Genomic DNA, 23,381 nt, shown 5'->3' with positions numbered 1-23,381 from the left:
TTTGACGCTTTGCGCGCCTCTGGGGAGGGGTTTGCAAGAAGCCGTCCAACTTTGCCAGCACAGGCTAAACAGCAGGCAATCCGGCTACCGACTGTGCGCCGTTACTCGTCGCGGCGTAAATCCGGTGGGATGGGTATCTCAGGCAGGGGCCCAGGCCGCTTACCTTTACCCGCTTGGTACTGGCGCAGCTGGTAGACATAAGCCAATACCTGAGCGATTGCCAGGTACAGGCCGGCGGGTATTTCTTGGTCCAGTTCGGTGGAATAAAACACCGCCCGCGCCAGGGCCGGCGATTCCAGCACCATGACCTTGTGTTCATTGGCGATTTCACGAATCTTCAATGCCATGAAGTCACCGCCTTTGGCCAGCAAAACCGGCGCACTACCCTTGGCCGGATCGTATTTCAAGGCCACGGCAAAGTGCGTCGGGTTGGTGATGACCACATCAGCGTCCGGCACTGACTGCATCATGCGCCGCTCAGCCATTTCCCGCTGCAGCTGGCGAATGCGCTGCTTGACCTCGGGCTTACCCTCGCTGTCTTTGTACTCGTCGCGCACTTCCTGCTTGGTCATCATCAGCTTCTGTTTGCTGCTCCACAGTTGGAACGGCACATCCACCGCTGCAATCAGAATTAACCCGCAGGACATCCATAGGGCGCTCCAGCCCACGACTGTCATCGAATGCAGAATGGCCGATTCCAGAGGCTCGTGAACAATTGCCAGCAGGTCTTCCTGCCAGGCAGACAACACCACCACGCACACCAACAAGATCAAAATGAATTTGCCCAGGGCTTTAAGCAACTCGACCAGCGCCTGTACGGAAAACATGCGCTTAAGGCCTGCCAGCGGGTCCATCCGGCTCGCCTTGGGCGCCATGGCTTCGGCGGAAAACAGCCAACCGCCAAGGGAAATCGGCCCAACAATCGAGACAATCAACAGCAGTATCAGCAGTGGAAACAGCGCGTTCAGCGCGATTTCCCCGGATGCCGCCAGCCACAACGCCATGCTGCGCTCATCCATAACCACGTCACGCGGCAAGGAAAAATTGCCCCGCATGATGTCCATCATGGCCTTACCGATGCTGCCGCCGAACGCCAACATGCCGCCAAACCCACCCAACGTAACGGCCAGGGTGTTCAGCTCTTTGGAGCGGGCAATCTGGCCCTTCTCACGGGATTCGCGCAGGCGTTTCTCCGTGGGTTCCTCACTCTTATCTGCACCGCTCTCGGACTCAGCCATGGCTTAGCGCGCCCTCGCCATTTCACGGAGGAACTGCAAGGCTTCGGTGGCGAACATCTGATATTGCGCGAGGAAATCCGCCATGCCGATCCAAACAATCACCAGCCCGAGTACCAGGGTCAGGGGAAAACCGATGGAGAAGATGTTCAGCTGCGGCGCCGCTCGGGTCATGACCCCGAATGCAAGGTTGACCACCAGCAGCGCGGTGACTGCCGGCAACACTAGAAGCAAAGCAGCGCCTATCACCCAACTCAGCTTGTGGGCAATTTCCCAGTAGTTTTCCAACAGAAAACCGCTACCCACCGGCAGGGTAAAGAAACTCTCGGCGAGCACCTCAAAGACCACCAGATGAGCATTCATCGCGAGAAACAACAGGGTCACGAGAATCGTAAATACCTGACCGATCACCGGCACCGAAATACCGTTGGCAGGATCAACCATTGAGGCAAACCCGAGGCCCATTTGCATGGCAATGATTTGCCCGGCAATCACAAATATCTGGAAAAACAGCTGCAGGACAAACCCCAACATCGCGCCGATAAGGATTTCCTGAGCGATCCAGATAAAGGCCTGCACACTGATTGCGTCAATTTCCGGCATTGGCGGCAGGCTCGGCATGATCACAAGACAGATGGCCAAAGACAGGTACAACCGCACACGGGACGGGACCAACTGGCTGCCGATAAGCGGCATAAACATCAGCAGCGCAGAAATGCGAAACAATGGCAGCAGGAAACTGCCCACCCATGCCCCGATCTGCGCGTTACTTAACTCGAACATGTCAGCCGATCAACATCGGGATATTCATGATCAGGTTCTCGGTGTACTCCATCAGCTCGCGTACCAGCCACGGGCCGGCGAAGATCAGCACCAGCAGGATGACCAGCAACCTGGGCAAGAAACTCAGGGTTTGTTCGTTGATCTGCGTGGCTGCCTGAAACATTGCGACCAACAGCCCCACAATCAGGCTGGGAACTACCAGAATCCCGACAATCACGGCCGTCAGCCACAAGGCATCGCGCACCAGATCAACAGCAACCTCAGGCGTCATGGCTAGGTGCCTCCAAAGCTGGCAGCCAGGGTGCCCATAATCAGCGCCCACCCATCAATCAGCACAAACAGCATGATTTTAAATGGCAAAGAAATGATCAGTGGCGAGAGCATCATCATGCCCATCGCCATCAGAATACTGGCCACCACCATGTCGATGATTAGAAACGGAATAAAGATCATAAAGCCGATCTGGAAAGCAGTTTTCAGCTCGGACGTGACAAACGCCGGCACCAGAATGGTCAAGGGAGCCTCTTCCGGGGACGCGATGTCGGTGCGTTTGGACAGACGCACGAACAGCTCCAGATCGCTTTCACGGGTCTGTGACAGCATAAAATTCTTGATCGGCCCTTCGGCCTTGAGAATCGCGTCTTGGGCAGGCATCTGCTCGTTCAGATACGGCTGCAGCGCCTCGCGGTTAATTTGATCGAACACCGGCGCCATGATGAACATGGTCAGAAACAGCGCCAAACCAACAAGAATCTGGTTAGACGGCGTTTGCTGCAGGCCCAGGGCCTGACGCAGTATCGAGAAGACGATGATGATCCGGGTGAAACTGGTCATCAGCATGACAAACGCCGGAATAAAACTCAGCGCCGTCATGATCAGCAGAATCTGCAGGCTGACCGAGTACTCCTGCTGCCCTTCCGTATCGGTGCTCAGGGTGATCGCCGGAATTGACAGCGGGCTGCTGCCCGACTGAATCAGCGAGCTGGCCGTCGGTGGATCGGCAGCCAAGGCAAGCGAAGCGCCCAGGCTGAACACCAAAACCAGTAAGAAACGCAGCATCAGGACTTGTCCTTCTGATCCTTGCCCAACAGCTCCATCAGGCGCTGGGCAAACTCGGTGGAAGCCGGCTCGGCATCCGGCAAATGCACCGGTTCCTTCATCACATGCAGCGAGGTAATCGTCCCCGGCGTTAGCCCCAACAGCACCTGCTCGCCGCCCACCTGCACCAACACCAGTCGATCACGTGGCCCCAACGCTTGGGTGGCCACGATTTTGATCACCTGCCCACCACGCGGCACAATTTGCTGAACCCGACGCATCACCCAGGCCAGCAGAAAGATCAAACCAATCACCAACAACAAACCCAGCACCAACTGCACCACTTGCCCGCCCATACCGGCACTGGCCAGCGGTTCAGCCGCGGGCGCGACGGGCTCAGCGGCAATAGCAGCAAAGGGCAGCGCCAGGCCCAGCAGAAGGGTTCTGTACATGGTTAGCGCAACTTCTTGATACGTTCGCTTGGGCTGATCACGTCAGTCAGGCGAATGCCAAATTTCTCATTCACCACCACCACCTCGCCATGGGCGATCAGGGTGCCGTTGACCAAAACATCCAAGGGCTCGCCTGCCAGCCGATCAAGTTCGATCACCGAGCCCTGATTAAGCTGCAGCAGGTTGCGAATGGTGATGTCGGTATTGCCGACCTCCATCGAGATCGATACCGGGATATCCAGAATGACATCCAGGTTCGGCCCGTCTAGATTAACCGGCAGGTTGATCTTCGGTACGTTGTCGAATTCTTCCATCGGCGCACGCGGCACCGCTGGCGCCGCGTTACTCGCCGCGAGCATGGCATCGATATCGTCCTGCCCGGTATCGCCGGCCTCAGACAAGGCCGCTGCCCACTCATCGGCAAGCGCCTGCTCTTCTGGGGAACTGGCTTCGTTTTCGTTTTCGTCTGCCATCGTTTTTCCTCGGCTGGCGTTAAATGGGCGTTAGCGCTGACGGTCGATAGGACCGAGCACCTGCAAGGCCAGGTTGCCTTTGTGGGCGCCCAGCTTGGCTTTAAATGAAGGCACCCCGTTTGCACAGAGCACCATATGTTCGGGCAGGTCCACGGGAATGACGTCCCCTGGCTGCATGTGCAAAATATCGCGCAGCTTGAGCTGGCGCCGTGCCACGGTGGCACCCAACGGTACGCTGACGCCGAGAATGTCCTCACGCAAGGCCTTGATCCAGCGCTCATCCTGATCGTCGACGTCAGACTGAAAGCCGGCGTCGAGCATCTCGCGAATCGGTTCAATCATCGAATAAGGCATGGTGATATGCAGGTCGCCGCCACCACCGTCCAGTTCGATATGGAAGGTGGACACCACGATCACTTCACTGGGGCTGACGATGTTGGCCAGCGCCGGATTCACTTCCGAGTTGACGTACTCGAAGTTGATATCCATCACTGCGTGCCAGGCTTCCTTGAGGTCGATAAAGGCCTGATCCAGCACCATACGGACGACGCGCAACTCGGTGGGCGTAAACTCGCGGCCTTCGATTTTGGCGTGACGACCGTCGCCGCCAAAAAAGTTGTCCACCAGTTTGAACACCAGCTTGGCGTCCAGAATAAACAAGCCGGTACCGCGCAGCGGCTTCATCTTCACCAGATTGAGGCTGGTAGGCACATACAGCGAGTGCACGTACTCGCCGAATTTCATCACCTGCACACCGCCCACCGCCACATCGGCGGAACGACGCAGCAGGTTGAACATACTGATGCGAGTGTAGCGGGCAAAACGCTCGTTGATCATCTCAAGCGTTGGCATACGCCCACGGACAATCCGGTCCTGGCTGGTCAGATCATATTGTTTGACGCTTCCCGGTTCGGCTTCGTCCTCGGTTTCCACCAAGCCGTCATCAACGCCATGCAACAGGGCATCAATTTCATCTTGGGAAAGCAGGTCTTGCACAGCCATATACGGCTCCTGGTTACTGCAACACGAGGTTGGTGAACAGCACTTGTTCGACGGTGACCTTGCCGGTTTCTTTCTCGGCAAGCTCCTGCACGCTGGCGGTTGCCTGCTGACGCAGCATTTCCTTGCCCACCGGCGTGATCAAAGAAGCAAAGTCCTGACCGGAAAACAGCATCACCAGGCGGTTACGCAACACCGGCATATGCACTTTCAGCGCATCCAGAGCGGCTTGATCGCGCGTCATAAGGGCGACGCTGACTTGCATATAACGGGCACGACCTTGATGGGTAAAATTCACCACAAAGGCTGGCGTCAGTTCTTCATAAATCGCCGGTTGCTTAACCGGCACGGCAGGCTCGGCGCTGGCTTCTGCCTTGGCCTCATCAGCACCAGCATCGTTCTTACTCAAGAAGAACCACGTCCCGCCTACGGAAAGCCCCACAGCCAACAGCACGGCGAGAACAATGATAATGATCAACTTCATTTTGCCGGCTGGTTTCGCCTCGGCATCTGCCGGCGCTTGCGCTGCTTCTTTCTTAGCCATGCCAATAATCCGTCGTTATTCGGAGTTCTATCCGTTTTCAAAGGGTTGGGAGCAAGTGTTATGCCAGTGTATTAACACGCTTGCTCACTACGGGTGGCCCAGCACCTGACGGTGATTTGGCCAAGGCAGCGGGTCGCACATGCCTTAAACAAAATCGCCCGGCTCCCACACAATGGGAGCCGGGCGAAACGCAGTTTAGATCAGTGCGCTAAGCAACTACAGCAGCAAGCGCTCTAGGCGTAGTAATCAACCAAACTGCGCAGGTTGCCGGAGTGAGTTTGAGAGGACTCAACAGGGCTTGCGTGCAGCTCCTCATCGGCGCCGAGTAACTCACCAACACCACCATTGCCCCCCCTGCCGTTACCACTGCCACCTTCCTGGCCTTGCCAGCCGCGACTCAGCGACTGATCTGAGACGTTTACATCCATCAAGTTCATGCCCTGCTGGGCAAACAGCTCACGCAGACGGTGCATCTGTGCATCGAGCGCTTCACGTACGCCGGCATGTGGGCTAGCAAAGGTGACCTGGCTTTGCTCCTGATTGACGCTGATGCGCACCTCCAGGCGGCCCAACTCGGCAGGGTCGAGTTGAATTTCGGCGGATTTGAGATTCTGACTGGACATCACCATCACCCGGTCAACTACCGCTTCACTCCAACCGCCCTGCTGCATCGGTACGGGTTGCCCAACCACAACCGGCGCACGTGCGGAGAGGGGGCTCTGCTGGCCGATGGCCTGACTCAGCGCATTAAGCTTGCTGACAAAGTTCTCCGGTGTGCTGTTCGCCGTACCTTCCTTCAATGCCTCAAGACTTTTGCCGGTCAGGGCTTCGAGCTGCATATCCGAGAGTTCAAGCGCATCGCCCTCTATCGGCACCTCATCCTGCAGCACCTGACCAGCCAACATGCCCTGGCTCGCATTCTGCGTCGCCAAGGTAGCCTGCGCCACAGGTGTCGCGGCTTGATCCGCCAAGGCTTTTTCCTTCGCGCCCATTTCCAATGCCATGCGCACCGCCGGCAGTTGATTGAGTGCATCCAGCTCCGCGTCAAAGCTGGCCTCAGTCAGGCTCGCCGGACCCGAGCTGTTCAGATTACCGGTGGTCACCAACAGTGGCGCGGGTTCGGTGTCGAGCGCTAACGCTTCAGCCTCTTGCGCTGGCATCTCGCCAGTTATGCCGAGCAACAGCAACGGATCAAGCACCGCACCCTCATTTGCCGGGTCGCTCGGCAAAGGCTTGCCGCTATCGGCAACCTCAGCCTGCCCGGTGGCAGCAACCACCTGCGACTCGTCGTCTGATGCCTCCTTCGGCTTAGTTTCACGCGCAGGTTTGGCGGAGGCTTCGTTACGCTCAGCTGCCTTGGCTTGACGCTCCTTGGCATATACCTGAGAGAAGTTGGAAGCCTCATTCTTGTTGGCTTGGGCGTTGTTTTCCGGCGGCTTTGCGGCAGCAGCCCTAGGTTTTACTGCAGGTGCCGATTTGAGCAGCAGATCGGGGGCAACGGACATGGATACTCTCCGCTCGGGATTAGTCGTGCGAAGGTATTTGCAAGGGGCGGGCCAACTTATTGGCGCAGGGGTAAACGAAGATGGGTATAGCCGTGCGGGGGGAGCGAGACTAATGCCGATAGCGTTGACGCTCGGATTTAAGCAGGATGCGCACAATGGCAAATTCACGCTCAATTTGCTCGACCAGCTCAGGCGCCTGCTCCAGCTGTTCACGCCGCCCAGCCTCCTCCAGATGTCTACACAGCCCCACTAGCGTCAGCGCGCCCATATTGCTGCAGCTGCCTTTGAAACTATGCGCTGCCAGTCGCAGGCTCTGTGCATCCGCCGAGCGTTCAGCCTGGCGCAACGACAGTAACCGCTCCTCTGAGTCGGTTAGAAAGGTATCCAGTAATACTGGATATTCATCTTCCATAACGTCCTGCAACGCCGCTAGTACTGCGCTATCAAGGTGTATATCAGACAACAGCTCGCCCTCCTGGCGTTAGGCGTCGGATTATGCACCAGGCAACCAGGAAAACTCTACGCGCACCCCTGGCTCGTCGTTATCCCAACTGCACCGCTCACTCAATTGCCTGACCAGCTCAAGCCCGCGACCGCTCAAACTGTGGGAGCTGCGGGGCTGCGCAGCTATCAGCGGCGCATTAAAGCCAGAACCGCTGTCTTCGACGCGGATAATCAAACGCCCGCCTGCGCCTTCGGGGAGTAATTGCATATGAAAACGTACAAAGCCGTCCGCGAGCGCAGCCAAACGCACGCTGCGTTGGCGGTAGTACTCGGCAAATCCTTTAGCATCGGCCTTAAGCGCTGAATCCAACCCCAGCACGCCGTGCTCCAGGGCATTTGAATACAACTCGGCCAGCACACTGAACAACGCGCCCGCTTGCGGCCTTAACCCTTGCACCTCAAGCAACAGCTGCAGGAGAAACGGCAACGGATTGAAATGGCGCAGGGTTTCGCCGCGAAACTCGAAGCTGGCCGACCAGTCCAGTGAATGGCTCTGGCCATTGTCCGCAAAGGCCAGCGGCGGCCTACTCAGCTGCCCCTGCTCAACCAGGCTGACCTCAAGCAGGCTGACATCATCCTGCTGCTCACCACTGAAATGCGCCAGTGCCTGCTGGATTTCAGAAAACAGCTCAGTCGGCTGCCGATTAGCAGCGAACACCTCAAGCAAGCGTTCTTCACCGAACAACTCACCCAACTTATTGCACGTTTCCAGCACGCCATCAGACAGCAGAAAAACCCGATCACCCAGCGCCAGCGGATAAACCTCGTACTTATCATTGAACGCGGCGGGCTCCAGCACCCCCAACGGCAAGTGCCGCGACACCAGCGGCAAGCGCTCGCCATTACAGCGCAGCAGATAACCATCCGGCAGGCCACCGTTCCACACCTCAACCACTTGGCGCTGGAAGCTGATGTTCAATACGGTCGCGCAGCAAAACACGCCCACAGGCAGGATGTGTTTGAGCTTGGCGTTGATCTCGCGCAGCACTTCGGCCAGGGAGTAACCCTTGGCAGTCATGCCATAAAACACTTCGGCCAGCGGCATTGCGCCAATCGCCGCTGGCAAGCCGTGGCCGGTGAAGTCGCCCAGTAGCACATGCATGCCGCCTGAGGGCTTGAACGCAGCCAGCAGCAGGTCGCCGTTAAAGACGGCATAGGGTGATTGCAGATAACGAATATTTGGCGCGTCCAGGCAGCCAGAATGGGTGACCTTGTCAAACACCGCCTTGGCCACTCGCTGCTCGGTGAGTAGGTGTTCGTTGTGCATGGCAATCAGGTCGCGCTGCTGCAGCACAGTGTCTTGCAAGCGCCTTAGGCGATCCATGGCCTTGATCTTGGCTTCGAGAATGACCCGGTTATAGGGTTTGGCAAGAAAGTCGTCACCACCGGCCTCCAAGCAGCGCACCAACGCTTCGCCTTCAGTCAGGGAGGTGAGAAAGATGATCGGCACCAGCTCTTCGCCGGCAGCCTGCTTAATCCGCCGCGCCGCTTCAAAGCCATCCATCAGTGGCATTAGCGCATCCATCAGCACCAGCTGAGGACGCTCCTGCTCAAACAGCGCCACAGCCTCCAAACCATTGCTGGCGGTCAGCACGCGGTGCCCCTGACGACTGACGATGGTCGACAGCAACATGCGGTCGGCCGCGTTGTCTTCAGCGATCAGAATAGACAGGCGCTCTGGCATGGCAGGCGAGCCGCTCAAGCGATCTTGAACAGTTGCTCGAAATTGGAAATAGCCAGGATTTTGCGTACATCCGGGTTACAGTTGAGCAGGCTGATCTGTGAGCTGTCGCCGCCGGCATGGTCACGCAACAGCAACAGCATGCCGAGGGCCGAACTGTCGAGGTAGGTGGTTTCCTTGAGGTCAACGATAAAGCGCAGCGGGCTACTGCTGGCATTTTCATACGCATTACGGAATGCCTGATGCGCACCGAAATCGAAGCGTCCCTGAATCATAATGGTTAGCTCTTGCCCATCGGATGAAGGTAGCGAAGTGATAGCCATGAAGTACTCCCATCGACAAAAGGACCTGGCGGCACATTTGGGTGAGCCAAGCTGCAGGTTATGCATGATCAAGATGTAGCATCGCAGCGCCCATGCGGCAACTGTTTAGGCCGTGCTTAATCAAAGCGACTGATGCCGGTGCGGCGGTGCTTAGTACTGCGGATCACGCCCGGCGATGCGCTGCGAGAGCTCATCAAGCAGTTTCTGTTCGCGCTTGTCTTCCGCCATCCGCGCTTCATCCTGATAACGCTTAACCAATTTGCGCAGCCCTTCCATGCGTGCGTAGCGCTGTTGCCAGACCTCGCGCACTTTATCCATATTGGCACGGTGCCAATCGACACTGTTGCGCTGCTGGCCGATGGCGCTTTCCAGTTGAGTGAGAAAGCGCTGGTAGTTCATCAACCATTGCCCGGAAACGCCGCGCTGCCCTTCACTGATCCACTGCTGCTGGTAATCACCGCGGTAGCGCTCAAGATCGCCCAGCTGCACTTCGGCCTGACGCAGAAGCCCCTGGCAGTGACCTAGTTGCAGGGCCGCTTCACGCTCGGCACGCTCGGCCATATCGACCACCGGGGCTAACCGCGCAGCACGACTTTGCGCCATGGCTTACCCGCCTGCTGCGGCAGGGTTGAAGGTTGCCGCCAGCTGCGCACTGCTGCTATCCAGGCTTTCGTTGTCATGCAGGCCCTGGCGCAGGTACTTGACCATGGCGGGTTGACGGGCGATGGCGAGGTCGGTGTCGGCATCACCGCCCGGGACATAGGCGCCGACGCTGATCAAGTCGCGGCTTTGCTGATAACGCGACCACAACTGCTTGAAACGCTGCGCCAGACGCATGTGATCGGCGCTGACCACCTGCGGCATCACCCGGCTGATCGAGGCTTCGATATCAATCGCCGGGTAATGGCCTTCTTCTGCCAGCCGCCGCGACAGCACAATATGGCCGTCCAACACGCCACGGGCAGCGTCGGCGATGGGATCTTGTTGGTCATCGCCTTCGCTGAGCACGGTATAGAACGCGGTGATTGAACCGCCGCCCTTCTCGGCGTTACCAGCACGCTCCACCAGCTTGGGCAGGCGGGCAAAGACCGAAGGCGGATACCCCTTGGTTGCCGGTGGCTCGCCAATGGCCAGGGCGATCTCGCGCTGGGCCTGAGCGAAACGGGTCAGCGAATCCATCAGCAGCAGAACGTTCTTACCCTTGTCGCGAAAATATTCGGCGATACGCGTGCAGTACATGGCGGCGCGCAGACGCATCAGCGGCGCATCATCGGCGGGCGACGCCACCACCACCGAGCGTTTGAGGCCCTCGTGCCCGAGGATCTCATCGATAAATTCTTTAACTTCACGGCCCCGCTCACCAATCAACCCGACCACGATAATGTCGGCCTCGGTAAAGCGCGTCATCATGCCCAGCAGTACCGATTTACCTACACCAGTACCGGCAAACAGACCGAGACGCTGACCACGGCCAACAGTCAGCAGGCCATTGATCGAACGGATGCCGACATCTAGCGGTTCACTGATGGGGTGGCGATTGAGCGGGTTGATCGTTGGGCCATCCATCGGCACCCAATCCTCGGCTTTCATCCCGCCTTTGCCATCGAGGGCGCGGCCGGTGCCGTCGAGCACGCGGCCAAGCATCGACATGCCCATCGGCAGGCGCCCGGTATCCGGCAGCGGCACTACACGGGCACCGGGGGCGATGCCGGCCAGGCTGCCGACCGGCATAAGGAAAATTTTGCCGTTGGAAAAGCCCATCACCTCGGCCTCAACCTGCACCGGGTGATAGCTGTCGTCGTTGATGACCAAGCAGCGGCTGCCTAGGGCGGCACGCAGGCCTTCGGCTTCCAGCGTGAGGCCGACCATACGCAACAAGCGGCCTTCAACCTGCGGCTGAGTGGGCAGCGTTACGGCATCGCCATAACTGGCCAAACGCTTGGCGAAGCTGACTCGATCAAGGCGCATCCGGGCTCGCCTGAGTATCGGCCGGTACAGCCTCCAGCTCGGTGTGCAAATCCGCTTCCAGCGGATGCATGGCCTGCTCACGCTGTTGTTCAAACAGCTGCTTGATCGCCTGATTTAACCGAGTTTCAACGGTGGCATCGATGCGGCTAAGCTCGCTTTCCACTCGGCATCCGCCAGGCAATAAAGCGTCGTCTTCGAGAATCCGCCAGCTCTCTTCGTGGCGCTCGCGCAACGCTTTGATCATCTCGAAATCTTGCGGATTAAGGTGGATACGAATGTTGCCGGCGCCCATTGGCAGCAACTTGAGCGCCTCGCTGAGCACCTGGCGAATCTGGCTGGAATCGCTAACCAGCTCACGCTGAACCACCTGCCGCACCATCTGCCCGAGCAGACTGATCATCGCTTCTTCGACTTGCTGATCCTGCTCGGCAATGGGCTCAAACAGCTGGGTCATCAGCTGCTCCAAGCCAGCCATTTTTGCGGCCAGGGCCGTGTCGGCCTCTTGCTTGGCTTTCAGCTGGCCGGCATGGAAGCCGTCTTTCTCGCCTGTGGCGAACCCTTCGTTGTAAGCATCCTGACGGATCGCCTCCAACTCATCCAACGTCAAGGGTTTGACATCTTCCAGGGCTACGTCTTCGCTCTCGACCGGCGCCTGCTCACTCTCCGCCACCGAGTGCTCGGCGGCCTGCTCTTCGGGCGTAGGCTCAGGCGTAGCTACTTGCGGGTCGAAGCTGGGCAGCGCCCAGAGGTCTACACCCTTGAGGTCCTTGGCGCGGATCAGTTCACTTGCGGGCTCTTTAGCGGACATGGCTTAAACCATTTCCTCGCCACCTTTGCCGCCCAAGACAATTTCCCCAGCTTCGGCCATACGTCGGGCGATGGTGAGAATTTCCTTCTGCGCGGTTTCCACGTCGCTGACGCGGACCGGCCCTTTGGCTTCCAAATCGTCGCGCAGCAGTTCGGCAGCGCGTTTCGACATGTTCTTGAAGACTTTTTCCTTGATCGCCTCGTCAGCCCCCTTGAGCGCCAGCACCAGCACATCCGAGGACACTTCGCGCATCAACGCCTGAATACCACGGTCATCGACATCCGCGAGGTTGTCGAAGACAAACATCAGGTCTTCGATCTGGCTGGACAGGTCTTCATCGACCTCACGGATCGAATCCATCAACTGGCCTTCAACCGAGCTGTCGAGGAAGTTCATGATATCGGCGGCACGCTTGACCCCGCCGAGCGCGGCGCGGGTGTTGTTGGAGCTGCCGGAGAACTGCTTTTCCAGAATCAGATTGAGTTCTTTCAACGCAGCCGGCTGCACGGTATTTAGCGAGGACACACGCAGCACAATATCCAGACGCACTTTATGGTCGAAGTGGCCCAGCACTTCACCGGCCTGATCGGGGTCGAGGTAAGCCACCACAATGGCCTGAATCTGCGGGTGCTCGAAACGGATCACGTCCGCCACCGCGCGCGGCTCCATCCACTTAAGGCTGTCGAGGCCACTGGTGCTGCCGCCCAGAAGAATCCGGTCAATCAAGTTGCCGGCCTTGTCTTCACCCAACGCCGCAGTAAGCATCTTGCGGATGTAGCCGTCAGCACCGACGCCCAGACTGGTCTGATCGCCGACGATGTCGACGAACTCGCCCATTACCTGCTCAACCTGCTCGCGCTGGATGTTGCGCATACCAGCCATGGCCACACCGACCCGCTGCACTTCCTTTGGCCCAAGGTGACGCAGCACCTGGGCGGCATCGGTTTCACCCAGCGACAACAGCAGAATCGCTGCCTTGTCGACCTTGTTCAATTTAGCAGCGGTTCGATTGTCACTCATCGGCGTTGATCCACTCTTTGACAACTTGGGCTACGCGGCCTGGGTCTTCAGCGACCAGGCTCTTGATGGCGTTTAGTTGTGCATCATACCCCTCACTCGGGCTCGGCAGGAGGATGCTTTGTGGACCGCCCAAGCTGACCCGATCTTCGGCCAGATCACCGCCCAACGCACCCATCTCCCCCAGCTCAACGTCAGCACCACGGCCGTCGCCCTGGCCTTTACCAGCGCCAGTGATGTTGTTCAGCACCGGACGCAGCACGCCGAATACCAAGACCAAGATAAACAGCACACCGAGCACTTGCTTGACCACATCCCAGAACCACGGCTGGGTATAAAAAGGAATTTCAATCATCTCCTCGCCAAGCTCGGCGGAGAACGGCGTATTGATCACGCTAACGCTGTCGCCACGGCTGGCGTCAAAGCCCACTGAGTCCTGCACCAGGCGGGTAAAGCGAGCCAGGTCATCACTGCTCCACGGCACACGAGTGACTTCACCGGTGGCCGCATCGATTTTCGCTTGATCATCGACCACCACCGCCACCGACAAACGGCGCAGACGGCCCTGCTGTTGTTTGGTGTAGCTGATGGAACGGTCCAACTCAAAGTTGCGCGTCGACTGTTCACGCTTGTCCGCGGGGTAAGGCGCGAGCATGGCCAGGCCAGTGGCTGGGTCGATGATCTGCGCACCGTTGGCATCCAGCAGCGGCTGACCAGCGGCAATCGGACCCGGTACGGCCGCCGCACCGCCCGCCTGTTCAGGCGCGGCAGCTGGGCCTGGTGGCTGGTTGGCCAGCGCCCCCGGCACACCTTGTGGCGGCAGGCTGCTGGTGCGCTGCTCGTTGACGGACTGCTCACTGCGCAGCGCCGGTTGATCCGGGTTGAACATCTCCGAGGTAGATTCCACCGCACTGAAATCCACATCCGCCGACACTTCGGCCTTGTAACGGCCCGAACCCAGCACCGGCTGCAGAATATTGTGCACGCGCTGGGTGAACAGGCTTTCCATGCGGCGACTGTAATCGAATTGTTTACCGGCCATGGTCAGTTCGGACATTTCTTGGATATCCGACAGCAGGTTGCCCTTCTGGTCGACGACGGTGACCTGTGCCTTGTTCATTTCCGGCACGCTGCTGGCAACCAGGTTGACGATGGCCATCACCTGGCTCGGCTCCAGGTTGCGCCCCGAATACAGCTCAACCAGCACCGAAGCGCTGGGCTTGCGCTCATCGCGCACAAATACCGAACTTTTGGGAATGGCCAGGTGTACGCGGGCCGCTTTGACATTGTTCAAGCTGGAAACGGTGCGCGCCAGCTCGCCTTCCAGGCCGCGGCGGTAGCGCGTGGCCTCCATAAACTGGCTGGTGCCCAGGCCTTGCTCCTGGTCGAGAATCTCAAAGCCGACGCTGTTGTCCTTCGGCGCAACGCCGGCAGCAGCCAGGCGCATACGTGCACGCGCCAGGTCATCCGACTTGACCAGCAGTGCGCCTGAGTTGGGCTCTACGGTGTATTTGATATCAGCAGCCGCCAACGTCTCCATCACCTGCGACGCATCCATGCCATCGAGGCTGCCATACAGCGGACGGTAATCCGGCTGCTGCGACCACAACACCACGGCAAAACCGATGGCCACGCTGGCAGCCAGGCCAACCATCAGGCCGATCTGACGCAACATCGACATATCGGCGAGGTTTTCCAGGAAAGCCAGGCCGAACAACGGTTTCTTCGGTTCATCTGCGCCGGTGGTGGCAGGAACGTTTACAACGGCTTCAGCCATGATTCTGCCCTACCCTTAAACCGGCATCTGCATGATGTCTTGATAAGCCTGAACCAGCTTGTTGCGCACTTGGGTCATGGCTTGCATGGAAACGCTGGATTTCTGTGAGGCGATCATCACGTCGGTCAAATCCACACCACTGGTGCCCATTTCAAAGGCGGCTGCCAGTTTGCTGGCGGCTTGCTGGGTTTCGCTGACCTTATTCACGGCCTGCCCAAGCATGTCGGAGAAGCTGGGTGCGCCAGGCTCGGGTGTGCTGGCTACAGGCTTCTGACGCATCATGGCGTCGGCCTGCATGGAACGCATTTCCAGCATCAAACGATTGAATTCAACACCCTGGCTCATCATTACCTCCAATGGCCGCGGTTTTTTGACGCTTCGCGGCGTTTGCAGAGGTATTGCAACAAGGGTGCCAGTTTTCCGAATGGGGTTTCGCCGCTTATTTACCCGCGTGCGAGCGGATATACAGCGCCTCGACCTTCTCCCGCGCCCAGGGCGTTTTGCGCAGGAACGTCAGGCTGGATTTGATACTCGGGTCACTCTTGAAGCAACGGATGTCGATGCGTTGCGCCAAGCCGTCCCAGCCATGCTGAGCAACCAGAGCGATGAGAATGGCTTCAAGGGTCACGCCATGCAGCGGATTTTTCGGTGATTGAATCATGCAGAACCTGTAAAAACAGCCTGGTTGAAAAACATGCGCCACCTTAGCCAAGCCCGCGCCTGACCGAAAGTGCCAAACCCATCGCGAGACGTTTTGGCGACCAAAAAAAACCGGCCCGACACCCAAGGTGTGGACCGGCGCAGCGTTATCAAGTCATGTGCATCAGCGCCTTACAGGTACGCGAGGGTACTGAGCGCCCCCGCGGTAGCCGGCGCCGCAAGCAATCAGACCGACTGGTATTCCTTCTCAGCTTCGTCGAAGCGCTTGATCATGCTGGCCGAAGGACCGTTACCGACCTTGCTGAACAGCACAATGGCGAGAGTGGCGAAGATAAAGCCCGGGATGATTTCGTACAGCCCCAGGTGACCGAGGAAGTTCTTCCACAGGATCACGGTAAAGGCACCCACCAGCATGCCGGCCAGAGCGCCGTTGCGGGTCATCTGCTTCCAAACCAGGGAGAGGATTACCACCGGACCGAACGCAGCACCGAAACCTGCCCAGGCGTAGGACACCAGGCCCAGTACGCGGTTTTCCGGGTTGGCGGCCAGCATGATGGCCACAACAGCGATCAACAGCACCATGCCGCGACCCACCCACACCAGCTCAGACTGCGAAGCGTCTTTACGCAGGAAGGCTTTGTAGAAGTCTTCGGTCAGGGCACTGGAGCACACCAGCAACTGGCAGCTCAGGGTGCTCATCACCGCAGCCAGAATGGCGGACAACAGGATGCCGGCAATCCATGGGTTGAACAGCAGCTTGGCCAGTTCGATAAACACGCGCTCAGGATTCTCAGTCACCGGGCCAGCGAGGTCCGGGTTGGCTGCGAAGTAGGCGATACCGAAGAAACCGACCGCCACTGCACCACCCAGTGTCAGGATCATCCAAGTCATGGAGATACGACGGGCGGCGGGAATCGACTTAACCGAATCGGCCGCCATAAAGCGCGCCAGGATGTGCGGCTGACCAAAGTAGCCCAAGCCCCAGGCCATCAGCGAGATCACGCCGACAAAGCTTGCGCCTTTGAGCATGTCGAAGCTGGTGGCATCTTTCAGCTCAATCGCCGCGAAGGTGGCATCAGCACCGCCGGTGGCAATCAACACCACGACTGGGGTGAGGATCAACGCGAAGATCATCAGCGTGGCTTGTACGGTGTCAGTCCAGCTCACCGCCAGGAAACCACCGATAAAGGTGTAAGCGATGGTCGCTGCAGCACCCGCCCACAGCGCAGTCTCGTAGGACATGCCGAAGGTGCTTTCAAACAGGCGGGCACCGGCTACAACACCCGAAGCGCAGTAGATGGTGAAGAACACCAGAATCACCAACGCAGAGAAGATGCGCAGCACGCGGCTGCTGTCTTCGAAGCGGTGGGTGAAGTAATCCGGCAGAGTCAGGGCGTTGCCGTTGTGCTCGGTCTGCACGCGCAGACGACCGGCAACGAACAGCCAGTTGAGGTAGGCACCAATAATCAAGCCAATGGCGATCCAGCCTTCGGACAGGCCAGACAGGTAGACCGCGCCAGGCAGGCCCATCAGCAGCCAGCCACTCATGTCCGATGCACCTGCCGACAACGCGGTGACGAAACTACCCAGGCTGCGACCGCCCAGAATGTAATCGGAAAGGTTCTTGGTGCGCATGTAAGCGAACAGGCCGATCAGCACCATAAGCGCGATGTACACCACAAAGGTGACCAGCATCGGAGTATTTGCAGTCATTGGGGGGCTCCCCTCTTGATTGTTGTTATTTCAGCAACAGGGGTAGCCCCATTGCCAACGTGGCACTTCACATCTGTCTATCGGGTGATAGTCAATTAACGCTGTCGAGGTACGACCTCAATACAACAACGGGCGCATGCCGCAAGACAGTCGCCCGTGAAAATCCGTTTAGTGACCAGCCAGGCCCTGCGCACATTCAACATTTTGCTAAAGGCTACGCGCCGGTAGAAAACGCGACACTACTCACAACTAAGGCCTGCACACAAAAAGTGACGGGGCAATGTTACACGGGCACGCATTATCACCCGGTTCCGTTACTTGCTCACGGTTGATGTTAGGTCTAGTTCAACTCCAGGGTCTTACCTGAGCATCCTGCGGCTAGAAACCTGCACAGCATTTTCGTGGAGGACGGAATTTAGTGGCAGAGGCATGAGTGCTTCTTACAAAATACTCTGGAGTTTTTGCACAATCCTCCAAGCAGGGAACTTCCGTTAAACAGATGTTTAACCTGTAGCGCAAAGAGCAGACAGCATTTTACAGCACTGGCATACGCGTTCAGCCCCGATCTAGACTGCTTCACTCAACAGGGAGGTGTGTATTGCACAGCGAAACATCGGATTATTCAATCTACCGGCGCTTGGTCTCGCAGTTGATGCAGGGTGAAGAACAATTACCCAGCCTGCCGACTATTACGATGGATATCCGCCGCGCTCTGCGCGACCCAACAACTTCCATCGCTGCCTTGGCGCGACTCATCAGCCACGACCCCGCCCTCAGTGCCTTGCTGATAAAACATGCCTCCAGCGCCCTGCATCGGCAGATCACAGCGCCCAAAACATTGCTTGAAGTCATCAACCGCCTTGGCATGGCCGAAGTCGACCGAATTACCATGGTGCACAGCATCAAGAGCCTGTTCACTTTGCACAGCGCGGGCCATAAGCAGCTGTTTATTCAGGCTTGGCAACGCGTGGCCAGTACAGCCAGCACTTGCGCCATGCTCGCTCGCCTGCTTGGCCAGGCGACTGCCGAACACGCGCTGCTGGCTGGTTTGCTCAGTGAAATCGGCACCCTTGTCGTTCTTTCAGCCTTGCGCAGTGAACACGTGGCGCCCTCAAAAGAGCTGTATGCCAAGCTGTGCAATGAATACAGCAAATCACTTGGCATTATCGTGCTGAAAAAGTGGTCGGTGGATAACGACTACATCGAGATCATCCGCCACACCGGCAACTGGCAATTCAGCCCCGGGCAGCGCTTGCAGTTGCTGGACCTGGTCAACCTGGCGCGCTATCACGCCATTAAAGAAGGCGATCCCAATAACGATCTACCGCCCCTGCACACACTGGCGGCCTACCCGAAACTGCTTGCCCCCCAGGATCTTATCGACGAGAACGGCTGCCTCAGCCTACTGAGCAGTCACCGGGCGGACATTGCGACACTTACTCAGACCTTGCGCTGAACCACACGCCCCTAACGGTCGATTATCTGTGCCCGCATAGGGGCAAGGCGGGCCAGCAGACGATTCTGCGCAGGCATGGGAATGTTCTGGGCGCGCATTGCATCCTGCAGGTTTTCCACCAACGCATTGAAGTCGCTCGGCGTAAGGTTCTGGCCCTTGTGGCTTTCTTCCATGCTGTCACCGCTGTAAATGCAAGGGCCGCCGGCTTCGGCGCAAACCTGCTCCACCAGTTTGTCGCGCAGTCGCACAATGTCGACTTTCTCGAAGTGCCGGACGATGCGCGGATCGGCGGCAATATTCAGCAGCATGCCTTCGACGATACGGATGATACCGGCCTGCTCGCCCAGCTCACGGTACAGGCTGTCGTCTTTCGGCGGCTGCTGGGCGCAGGCCGCCAGGCTTAGAAAAAGCGCCAAAAGCAGACTGCGCATGCTTAAAAACTCCCTTGCACGGACAGATAGACACCGTCCTGATGATCCAGCGTGGCGATTTCCCCAAGCCGTGCATAGGCCAACACCAGCGCTAGGTTTTTGCTGGGGAAGTAACCGAGAAACAGATCAGCCCAATCACTTTCGCCGGCAAAGCTTAAGTTATCCGGCTTCTCGCGGTACTCCACACCCAGCGCCCAACGCGGACTGAACAACACCGCCACGGAGCCTTCCTTGAGCACCGAGTGCCGATCACGTCGATCCCCACCAAAACCCAGCAAGCCCAGCTCGTTGGCCCGGCTATAACGCAGACCGCCGTTAAGCAGCAGGTTGTAGCCAAACGCACCGCCGAGGATCAATCGGCTGGCAGTGAGATAGCCCTCCGTGTCTTCGCTGCGCTGCGCGCCGACCAGGCTGGGAATCAGAAAATCCTTCTGCCGTTTGTGCTGAATGCCCAATGACACCTGTGGCAGTTGGTCGTAGATCAGGTCACCGAACAGGCGCACTTTGAGGCCGAAGATATCCTGGCTCAGGCTGTTTTCCGGCAGACTCAGGTTGCGTGCCAGGTTGCCCAGATCAAAGTGCTGGCGCGCATAGGACAGCTCGATACGGTTATCGAACGCCACGCCAACACCGGCCACATCCAGGCGGTAATCGCCGGTTTCCACCCGCGTGGCAAATACATCCGCGCCCCACTCCCCGCGCTCACCATAACCGGAAAGCACCGCCCAAGGCGTAATACCACCACCGGCCGCGCCTTCAATACTGCTGGCGCCACCCGTGGCCAGCAAACGCCCGTCCGCCCAGGCCAGATTGGCCAACAGGCTGAGTAGCAGGGCTATGCAACGAGGCAATAAGGTCATGGTTAATGCACCAGGGTCGAGGGGGCATGGGCGTGTTGCGCCATCCAGGCTTCGAAGGCTTGCGCCGCCAATGGCCGGCTGATCAGGTAACCCTGGGCGATGTCGCACTGCCAGCGCTTGAGCAACAGCAGGCTACGCTCGAACTCGACGCCCTCGGCCACGACTTTGAGGCCCAAGCTATGGCTCATTTCGATGGTGGAGCGAACGATCACGGCATCCTCGCTGGCATCGTCCAGGTCGCGGATAAACGACTGGTCGATCTTCAACTCCTGCACCGGCATACGTTTGAGCTGAGTCAGGGACGAGTAGCCTGTGCCAAAGTCATCCACTGACAGGCTGATACCGCACGCGCGCAAGCCCTGCAACACCTGCAAGGCGACCTCAGGGTTGAGCATCACTCCGCTTTCGGTTATCTCAAAAAGCAGCTGTTCGGCCGGCACTTGGTACTGGGCCAGCAGCCTGCTGACTTGCACTGGCAGCTGCGGGTCGAGCAGGTCTTCGGTGGAGATATTCAGCGACACCTGCACCCGCAGGCCGCGCGTAGCCCACTCGCGCAGCTGACGCATCACGTCCTCGATGACCCAGGCCGTGAGCAATTGAATGCTGCCGGTGCGCTCAGCCAGTGGAATAAATTCGCCTGGCGACACCATCCCCAGCTCAGGGTGCTGCCACCGCAGCAGGGCTTCCGCCTGATAAACGCGACCGCTGGCGAGATCCAGTTTGGGCTGATAATGCAGCAGCAGCTCGGCCTTGGCCGGCGCATGGCGCAGGTCACGAATCAGGCGAATTTGTCGCTGATGCGCATCATCGCGGCCGCGCTGGTAGACCTGCAGGTGGCTGGCCATGCTCGCGGCATCGTGCATGGCGATGGCTGCACGGCGCAGCAACTCAAGCGCGGTATCGCCATCCACGGGATAACTGGCAATACCGATGCGGCAATCCAGGGCAAAATCATGCGTGTCTATACGCAAAGGCTTCAGCAGCAGTTGCTGAACCCTGTCAGCAACTGCCACAGCACTGTCGCTGTCGCTGTTTTCCAGCAGCAGGAGAAACTGATCGGCAATGATGCGGGCAACACTGTCACCGGGACGCAAGGTGGTTTGCAGGCGCTGACTGAGCTGCTGCAGCACCAAGTCACCGCCCTGCGGCCCGAGGATTTCATTGACCGCACGAAAATTCCCGATTCCCAGGTAGAGCAACGCCGTGGGACGCCCAGCCGTAATCGCGCTGTTCAGCCGCTCCAAGGCCAAGGTGCGATTGGGCAACCCGGTCAGCGCGTCATGCAACGCATTGTGCGCCAGCTGCCGCTCACGTTCTGCGATGCCCTGCTGCATGGCTTGAAAGGCCGTGGCCAAACGCCCCAACTCATCACTGCGCTGTAGATCCAGGCTGGCCTGATAATCGCCCTGACGCACCCGTTCGACCACGGTGGCCAATTGCTGGACGGGTTGCGAGATTGAACGCGCCAGCAGCAAAGCGCCGCCCAACGAGGCCGTCAGCGCCACCAAGGCAATCAACAAAATATTTTGATCCAGCGGAGCAAACGCCTGCTGCGCTTGGCTTAGGGATTTATGCAGCAGCGCACGCACTTCAAAACCATCGCCACTGGCCAGCACCAACATCTGATTGAGGTAGCGCTCGGTGCCGATCATGCTCACCGCATCCTTTGTCAGGCTGGCCATTGCCGCCTGCACCTGCTCGCGCTGTGCTGACGGCAAGGTACTGATCCAGATGTCGGCGATAGCGTTTTGGGTTGCCAGCAGGGTCACATCCAAGTGCGTCAATTCGCGCAATTCAGCGGCAAACGCATCATCAACTTGAAACCCCATCACCACCCGCGCAATCGGCAATGGCGCATTGACGGTGGCCTGCACCAGCAGATAAATCTTGTCGGCAATCGGCATCAAGTAAATCGGCATGCCCTCACGCTGGCGCTGCATCACTTGGGCACTCAAGCGCTGGGCAATCTCGCCGCTGATCTGCCGATCACTGCTGACTTCCAGATTGCCGTCCAGGGCCAACATCATCATCACGCTGGCATTAATTCGCGCACCGTTATTGGCCAATGCCGAGCGAATGGTCTCGGTGTCACCACTGGCCACAGCATCTTTAAAACCGAAATCGGCAGCCAGCACCTGCACCGCATCGTGCAACTGCCGTCCGCGCACCTCAAGCAGTTGCTGGAACACCAGGCTCCCCACATCCAGCTGTTCGCGCGCTTGGCTGCGCACAGCAGCGCTGGTGGCGGTTTGCACGGCGACATAAAGCGCGCCAACCACCACCAGCAGCAGAAGGACCAGTACGCCGGCAATCCGCGCCTGAAAACTATTGCGCAGCATCACGTGCCCGCTTGAATGCATCACCAAAAGCGCTGGCCGGCGCACTCGGCACGGCCGCAGCAGCCAGGGCCTGTACGTCTAGGGTAAAGCGCTGTTGGTTGTCGCCCTCCGCCACGGTCAGCAATCCCGCAGCCTGCGGCACCCCATCTGGCGCCTGTGGGTGCCAGAGGGTGACGGCATAGCGCCCTGCTGGGAGCTGCTCGATACTCAAGCGCCCCAGCTCATCACTGACGGCAAACCAGGGGTCATCGGTGACATAGACATAGCCCAGCATCCAATCATGAATATTGCAGCCGAGCACCACCACACCGGGCGTGTCGAAAATCACCGGTTCACTCGGCGTGCCGTGATACAGGCGCAATTCGAAGCGCTTGGTTGGGGAAAAGGAGTAAACGTGGTGGCGAATATTATCGCTATTGGGGAATTGCACCGAGGTGCCACTGCGCACCGCCAGCACGTTCGGCGCGAACTGCTGCGAGCGCTGATCCATGATGGCTGTCGCCGGTGCACGCGCCGGGCTAACCGAGCTGCGTAAGCTGAGCACGGTGTTGGCCAAGGGCTGCCCTTGGCTGTCCACTACCTCAGCGTGCAAGCTGGCGCCATGCAGCGGCGCGCTCAGCAGCAGGCTCAACGATAAAAGCACGAACGATAAATGCAGGTATTTGCTCATCACGACTACTCAAGAGGCACACTTGATGTTGAACCGCTTCCTTGCCCGGCAACGCGAGTGCCTGTAGCGCCACAGCTTAGCCGGGCACGTGAAGAAGTTCACCTTATGTCAGCCATCACCGGCGGATAGGGTTACCGCAGGCAAG

Annotated in this window: 25 protein-coding genes; 1 reads left to right on the top strand and 24 read right to left on the bottom strand. The window is 58.5% G+C overall.

The features are described 5' to 3' along the window. Window positions 1-101: 101 nt before the first annotated feature. The 20 genes from flhB to putP all read right to left on the bottom strand — a co-directional run bounded on the left by flhB (window position 102) and on the right by putP (window position 17,480). Window positions 102-1,238, bottom strand: a complete 1,137-nt coding sequence (flhB, locus tag AC0J6G_RS03800; RefSeq protein ID WP_475251442.1) for a flagellar biosynthesis protein FlhB — start codon at window positions 1,236-1,238, stop codon at window positions 102-104. A gap of 3 nt (window positions 1,239-1,241) precedes the next feature. Further along, window positions 1,242-2,018: a flagellar biosynthetic protein FliR gene (fliR, locus tag AC0J6G_RS03795; protein ID WP_475251440.1), complete on the bottom strand. Its 777-nt coding sequence runs from the start codon at window positions 2,016-2,018 to the stop codon at window positions 1,242-1,244. A 1-nt stretch (window position 2,019) separates the two neighbouring features. Then, window positions 2,020-2,289, bottom strand: a complete 270-nt coding sequence (gene fliQ / locus AC0J6G_RS03790; protein ID WP_475251438.1) for a flagellar biosynthesis protein FliQ — start codon at window positions 2,287-2,289, stop codon at window positions 2,020-2,022. Window positions 2,290-2,291: 2 nt separating this feature from the next. Next, on the bottom strand, window positions 2,292-3,077 hold the full coding sequence (gene fliP / locus AC0J6G_RS03785; RefSeq protein WP_475251436.1) for a flagellar type III secretion system pore protein FliP: 786 nt from the start codon (window positions 3,075-3,077) through the stop codon (window positions 2,292-2,294). Further along, window positions 3,077-3,508, bottom strand: a complete 432-nt coding sequence (fliO, locus tag AC0J6G_RS03780; protein WP_475251434.1) for a flagellar biosynthetic protein FliO — start codon at window positions 3,506-3,508, stop codon at window positions 3,077-3,079. Before fliO ends, fliP begins: the two co-directional genes overlap by 1 nt. Before the next feature lie 2 nt (window positions 3,509-3,510). Next, window positions 3,511-3,981, bottom strand: a complete 471-nt coding sequence (fliN, locus tag AC0J6G_RS03775; protein ID WP_475251432.1) for a flagellar motor switch protein FliN — start codon at window positions 3,979-3,981, stop codon at window positions 3,511-3,513. 30 nt (window positions 3,982-4,011) lie between these two features. Beyond that, on the bottom strand, window positions 4,012-4,983 hold the full coding sequence (gene fliM, locus AC0J6G_RS03770) for a flagellar motor switch protein FliM (RefSeq protein WP_475251430.1): 972 nt from the start codon (window positions 4,981-4,983) through the stop codon (window positions 4,012-4,014). Between the two features lie 13 nt (window positions 4,984-4,996). Continuing rightward, on the bottom strand, window positions 4,997-5,524 hold the full coding sequence (gene fliL, locus AC0J6G_RS03765; RefSeq protein WP_475251428.1) for a flagellar basal body-associated protein FliL: 528 nt from the start codon (window positions 5,522-5,524) through the stop codon (window positions 4,997-4,999). Between the two features lie 233 nt (window positions 5,525-5,757). After that, window positions 5,758-7,029, bottom strand: a complete 1,272-nt coding sequence (locus AC0J6G_RS03760) for a flagellar hook-length control protein FliK (RefSeq protein ID WP_475251426.1) — start codon at window positions 7,027-7,029, stop codon at window positions 5,758-5,760. 109 nt (window positions 7,030-7,138) lie between these two features. After that, on the bottom strand, window positions 7,139-7,492 hold the full coding sequence (locus AC0J6G_RS03755) for an Hpt domain-containing protein (RefSeq protein WP_475251424.1): 354 nt from the start codon (window positions 7,490-7,492) through the stop codon (window positions 7,139-7,141). A gap of 30 nt (window positions 7,493-7,522) precedes the next feature. Further along, window positions 7,523-9,217, bottom strand: coding sequence for a SpoIIE family protein phosphatase (locus AC0J6G_RS03750; RefSeq protein ID WP_475251422.1), 1,695 nt, complete (start codon window positions 9,215-9,217; stop codon window positions 7,523-7,525). 14 nt (window positions 9,218-9,231) lie between these two features. Continuing rightward, complete coding sequence (locus AC0J6G_RS03745; protein WP_475251420.1) at window positions 9,232-9,537, bottom strand: STAS domain-containing protein; 306 nt, start codon at window positions 9,535-9,537, stop codon at window positions 9,232-9,234. A 150-nt stretch (window positions 9,538-9,687) separates the two neighbouring features. Then, the gene (fliJ, locus tag AC0J6G_RS03740; RefSeq protein WP_475251418.1) at window positions 9,688-10,140 is read right to left on the bottom strand and encodes a flagellar export protein FliJ; all 453 of its coding nucleotides are present in this window, start codon (window positions 10,138-10,140) and stop codon (window positions 9,688-9,690) included. Window positions 10,141-10,143: 3 nt separating this feature from the next. Next, window positions 10,144-11,505, bottom strand: a complete 1,362-nt coding sequence (gene fliI / locus AC0J6G_RS03735; RefSeq protein WP_475251416.1) for a flagellar protein export ATPase FliI — start codon at window positions 11,503-11,505, stop codon at window positions 10,144-10,146. Beyond that, the gene (gene fliH / locus AC0J6G_RS03730; protein ID WP_475251414.1) at window positions 11,495-12,313 is read right to left on the bottom strand and encodes a flagellar assembly protein FliH; all 819 of its coding nucleotides are present in this window, start codon (window positions 12,311-12,313) and stop codon (window positions 11,495-11,497) included. The genes fliI and fliH overlap by 11 nt, the downstream gene beginning before the upstream one ends. Window positions 12,314-12,316: 3 nt before the next feature. Then, the gene (fliG, locus tag AC0J6G_RS03725; RefSeq protein WP_475251412.1) at window positions 12,317-13,333 is read right to left on the bottom strand and encodes a flagellar motor switch protein FliG; all 1,017 of its coding nucleotides are present in this window, start codon (window positions 13,331-13,333) and stop codon (window positions 12,317-12,319) included. Further along, window positions 13,326-15,107: a flagellar basal-body MS-ring/collar protein FliF gene (fliF, locus tag AC0J6G_RS03720; protein ID WP_475251410.1), complete on the bottom strand. Its 1,782-nt coding sequence runs from the start codon at window positions 15,105-15,107 to the stop codon at window positions 13,326-13,328. The genes fliG and fliF overlap by 8 nt, the downstream gene beginning before the upstream one ends. A gap of 15 nt (window positions 15,108-15,122) precedes the next feature. Beyond that, window positions 15,123-15,452, bottom strand: coding sequence for a flagellar hook-basal body complex protein FliE (fliE, locus tag AC0J6G_RS03715; RefSeq protein WP_475251408.1), 330 nt, complete (start codon window positions 15,450-15,452; stop codon window positions 15,123-15,125). Window positions 15,453-15,546: 94 nt separating this feature from the next. Then, window positions 15,547-15,768, bottom strand: coding sequence for a VF530 family protein (locus AC0J6G_RS03710; RefSeq protein WP_475251406.1), 222 nt, complete (start codon window positions 15,766-15,768; stop codon window positions 15,547-15,549). Window positions 15,769-15,992: 224 nt separating this feature from the next. Continuing rightward, window positions 15,993-17,480 (bottom strand): sodium/proline symporter PutP, encoded by a 1,488-nt coding sequence (putP, locus tag AC0J6G_RS03705; protein WP_475251404.1) that lies wholly within the window; start codon window positions 17,478-17,480, stop codon window positions 15,993-15,995. A 598-nt stretch (window positions 17,481-18,078) separates the two neighbouring features. On the opposite strand from putP, the gene AC0J6G_RS03700 reads away from it, so the two are divergent. Then, window positions 18,079-18,936: an HDOD domain-containing protein gene (locus AC0J6G_RS03700; protein WP_475251402.1), complete on the top strand. Its 858-nt coding sequence runs from the start codon at window positions 18,079-18,081 to the stop codon at window positions 18,934-18,936. A gap of 11 nt (window positions 18,937-18,947) precedes the next feature. Here AC0J6G_RS03700 and AC0J6G_RS03695 read toward each other — a convergent pair whose 3' ends face one another. From AC0J6G_RS03695 to AC0J6G_RS03680, 4 genes are read right to left on the bottom strand one after another with little or no spacing between them, the layout of a single operon-like run. Continuing rightward, on the bottom strand, window positions 18,948-19,367 hold the full coding sequence (locus AC0J6G_RS03695) for a group I truncated hemoglobin (RefSeq protein WP_475251400.1): 420 nt from the start codon (window positions 19,365-19,367) through the stop codon (window positions 18,948-18,950). 2 nt (window positions 19,368-19,369) lie between these two features. Beyond that, complete coding sequence (locus AC0J6G_RS03690) at window positions 19,370-20,227, bottom strand: DUF3034 family protein (RefSeq protein WP_475251398.1); 858 nt, start codon at window positions 20,225-20,227, stop codon at window positions 19,370-19,372. A 2-nt stretch (window positions 20,228-20,229) separates the two neighbouring features. Further along, complete coding sequence (locus tag AC0J6G_RS03685; RefSeq protein WP_475251396.1) at window positions 20,230-22,569, bottom strand: putative bifunctional diguanylate cyclase/phosphodiesterase; 2,340 nt, start codon at window positions 22,567-22,569, stop codon at window positions 20,230-20,232. Then, window positions 22,553-23,236 (bottom strand): methylamine utilization protein, encoded by a 684-nt coding sequence (locus AC0J6G_RS03680; RefSeq protein ID WP_475251394.1) that lies wholly within the window; start codon window positions 23,234-23,236, stop codon window positions 22,553-22,555. Before AC0J6G_RS03680 ends, AC0J6G_RS03685 begins: the two co-directional genes overlap by 17 nt. Window positions 23,237-23,381 lie beyond the last annotated feature (145 nt).

It is taken from the genome of Pseudomonas sp. TS_SC_3, assembly GCF_056156225.1.
This window is presented reverse-complemented; position numbering and strand designations above follow the sequence as displayed.

Bases quoted from the DNA above. Each gene is read 5' to 3' on its own strand.
- flhB (WP_475251442.1), bottom strand. From the start codon at position 1,238: ATGGCTGAGTCCGAGAGCGGTGCAGATAAGAGTGAGGAACCCACGGAG.
- fliR (WP_475251440.1), bottom strand. From the start codon at position 2,018: ATGTTCGAGTTAAGTAACGCGCAGATCGGGGCATGGGTGGGCAGTTTC.
- fliQ (WP_475251438.1), bottom strand. From the start codon at position 2,289: ATGACGCCTGAGGTTGCTGTTGATCTGGTGCGCGATGCCTTGTGGCTG.
- fliP (WP_475251436.1), bottom strand. From the start codon at position 3,077: ATGCTGCGTTTCTTACTGGTTTTGGTGTTCAGCCTGGGCGCTTCGCTT.
- fliO (WP_475251434.1), bottom strand. From the start codon at position 3,508: ATGTACAGAACCCTTCTGCTGGGCCTGGCGCTGCCCTTTGCTGCTATT.
- fliN (WP_475251432.1), bottom strand. From the start codon at position 3,981: ATGGCAGACGAAAACGAAAACGAAGCCAGTTCCCCAGAAGAGCAGGCG.
- fliM (WP_475251430.1), bottom strand. From the start codon at position 4,983: ATGGCTGTGCAAGACCTGCTTTCCCAAGATGAAATTGATGCCCTGTTG.
- fliL (WP_475251428.1), bottom strand. From the start codon at position 5,524: ATGGCTAAGAAAGAAGCAGCGCAAGCGCCGGCAGATGCCGAGGCGAAA.
- AC0J6G_RS03760 (WP_475251426.1), bottom strand. From the start codon at position 7,029: ATGTCCGTTGCCCCCGATCTGCTGCTCAAATCGGCACCTGCAGTAAAA.
- AC0J6G_RS03750 (WP_475251422.1), bottom strand. From the start codon at position 9,217: ATGCCAGAGCGCCTGTCTATTCTGATCGCTGAAGACAACGCGGCCGAC.
- AC0J6G_RS03745 (WP_475251420.1), bottom strand. From the start codon at position 9,537: ATGGCTATCACTTCGCTACCTTCATCCGATGGGCAAGAGCTAACCATT.
- fliJ (WP_475251418.1), bottom strand. From the start codon at position 10,140: ATGGCGCAAAGTCGTGCTGCGCGGTTAGCCCCGGTGGTCGATATGGCC.
- fliI (WP_475251416.1), bottom strand. From the start codon at position 11,505: ATGCGCCTTGATCGAGTCAGCTTCGCCAAGCGTTTGGCCAGTTATGGC.
- fliH (WP_475251414.1), bottom strand. From the start codon at position 12,313: ATGTCCGCTAAAGAGCCCGCAAGTGAACTGATCCGCGCCAAGGACCTC.
- fliG (WP_475251412.1), bottom strand. From the start codon at position 13,333: ATGAGTGACAATCGAACCGCTGCTAAATTGAACAAGGTCGACAAGGCA.
- fliF (WP_475251410.1), bottom strand. From the start codon at position 15,107: ATGGCTGAAGCCGTTGTAAACGTTCCTGCCACCACCGGCGCAGATGAA.
- fliE (WP_475251408.1), bottom strand. From the start codon at position 15,452: ATGAGCCAGGGTGTTGAATTCAATCGTTTGATGCTGGAAATGCGTTCC.
- AC0J6G_RS03710 (WP_475251406.1), bottom strand. From the start codon at position 15,768: ATGATTCAATCACCGAAAAATCCGCTGCATGGCGTGACCCTTGAAGCC.
- putP (WP_475251404.1), bottom strand. From the start codon at position 17,480: ATGACTGCAAATACTCCGATGCTGGTCACCTTTGTGGTGTACATCGCG.
- AC0J6G_RS03695 (WP_475251400.1), bottom strand. From the start codon at position 19,367: ATGCGCAGTCTGCTTTTGGCGCTTTTTCTAAGCCTGGCGGCCTGCGCC.
- AC0J6G_RS03690 (WP_475251398.1), bottom strand. From the start codon at position 20,227: ATGACCTTATTGCCTCGTTGCATAGCCCTGCTACTCAGCCTGTTGGCC.
- AC0J6G_RS03680 (WP_475251394.1), bottom strand. From the start codon at position 23,236: ATGAGCAAATACCTGCATTTATCGTTCGTGCTTTTATCGTTGAGCCTG.